Origin of the sequence: Actinomadura sp. NPDC000600, assembly GCF_040492135.1 — a bacterium.
Taxonomy (GTDB): Bacteria; Actinomycetota; Actinomycetes; order Streptosporangiales; family Streptosporangiaceae; genus Spirillospora.
The window spans coordinates 1-1,160 of record NZ_JBEUPD010000133.1; the positions used below are offsets into that span (position 1 = coordinate 1).

3 protein-coding genes are annotated in these 1,160 nt (G+C 38.9%); 2 read left to right on the forward strand and 1 reads right to left on the reverse strand.

Annotated features, from left to right (window positions below; translation table 11 throughout):
* Positions 1-89: 89 nt before the first annotated feature.
* Both ABWI07_RS44245 and ABWI07_RS44250 read left to right on the forward strand, forming a co-directional pair.
* Entirely contained in the window at positions 90-254 is a 165-nt protein-coding gene (locus ABWI07_RS44245) for a hypothetical protein (protein ID WP_305196091.1), read from the forward strand.
* Positions 244-573 (forward strand): RusA family crossover junction endodeoxyribonuclease, encoded by a 330-nt coding sequence (locus tag ABWI07_RS44250; protein WP_353822220.1) that lies wholly within the window; start codon positions 244-246, stop codon positions 571-573. The genes ABWI07_RS44245 and ABWI07_RS44250 overlap by 11 nt, the downstream gene beginning before the upstream one ends.
* Before the next feature lie 377 nt (positions 574-950).
* On the opposite strand, the gene ABWI07_RS44255 is transcribed toward ABWI07_RS44250, so the two are convergent.
* Positions 951-1,160 (reverse strand): hypothetical protein (locus tag ABWI07_RS44255; RefSeq protein WP_353822221.1); only part of this gene is annotated, 210 nt, incomplete at its 5' end.

The following is a 1,160-nucleotide window of genomic DNA, read 5'->3' on the forward strand; positions in this document are numbered from 1 at the left end:
CGTTTGTTCAGAGGTATTGGAAAAAAAGCATTCAATTTTGAAAACATTAAAGATAAGCGTGTTAGTCAATTGCCATTCTAGGAGAAGCAATGAAAACAATGATCATTGAGCAGTGGGAAAACGAACATTACCCACTCGGAAGAATTAAAAAGCAGAAGCTGGCAGAGAAATCTGAGCATGAGATTATTTTTATTCTTAATCGCATGGATCAGATGCCTGCAATTGTTAGATTTGGAGAAGCAAGTGAAGTTTGAATTTAACTTTCTCAGAAAAGAAATGATAAATGAGAATGATAACAAGGGCACAACTTATGGTTCAAGAATTGCAGCCAATAATACTAAACAGCGTTTAAGACGGATTGCATGTAGAACAGCTCATGTATGGCTAGACCAGTCAGATGAAGTATTTGAGCAATTTCATGAGAAGCACCGTTGTGATGTGTTCGTCGTAATTTATCCACCCAAACGCTTTAAATATGATCCACCAAATTATGAACCAACTTCTAAAGCATTAATTGATGGACTGACAGATGCTGGAATTTGGAATGATGATAATTACAACGTTATTCGCTGAACAAGTTTTGAACATGGCGGACTTTCTGGGGATACAAAGATGTGGAAAGTTGAGTTAGTAGTGAAAGAACTGACAGAATAGCTCTAATTCACGAAAATTACGGTTACATTTAGCGCTTAAACCATTTCATGGATAATTTATCACGAACTAGGCAAAAGCGCTTAGAAGCTAAAATATGAGGTGTTATTATGACAACGCAAAAAGAAAAAAATGTCCTAGATTTTAAAGACAAGGATATCTTGAAGAATCATAAAGTCGCTGACAAAGACGACGAATGGTTTCACGAACAATGGAAAAATAAACTAAGCGGATTGAAATAACCGATCGCGACCGTAGAAAGCACGAAACAAAAGAAGAACGTAGATTGCGAAGAAATATCAGAGCGCAAATGGCAATCGAAGCAGCACGCAAAGAAGAATTAGGATTATAGGAGCAGCTAGATGAAATGCGATAAATGTGGCAACGAAATAGATTGTGATTGCATGGGATGCCATGAGTGCCATCCAGAATATACTTGTGAAACGTGTCTCGACGATCGGCCGCAGCTCCGCGTAGCGCTTGCCGAGCTTGCGCGCCAGGGCCTGGTC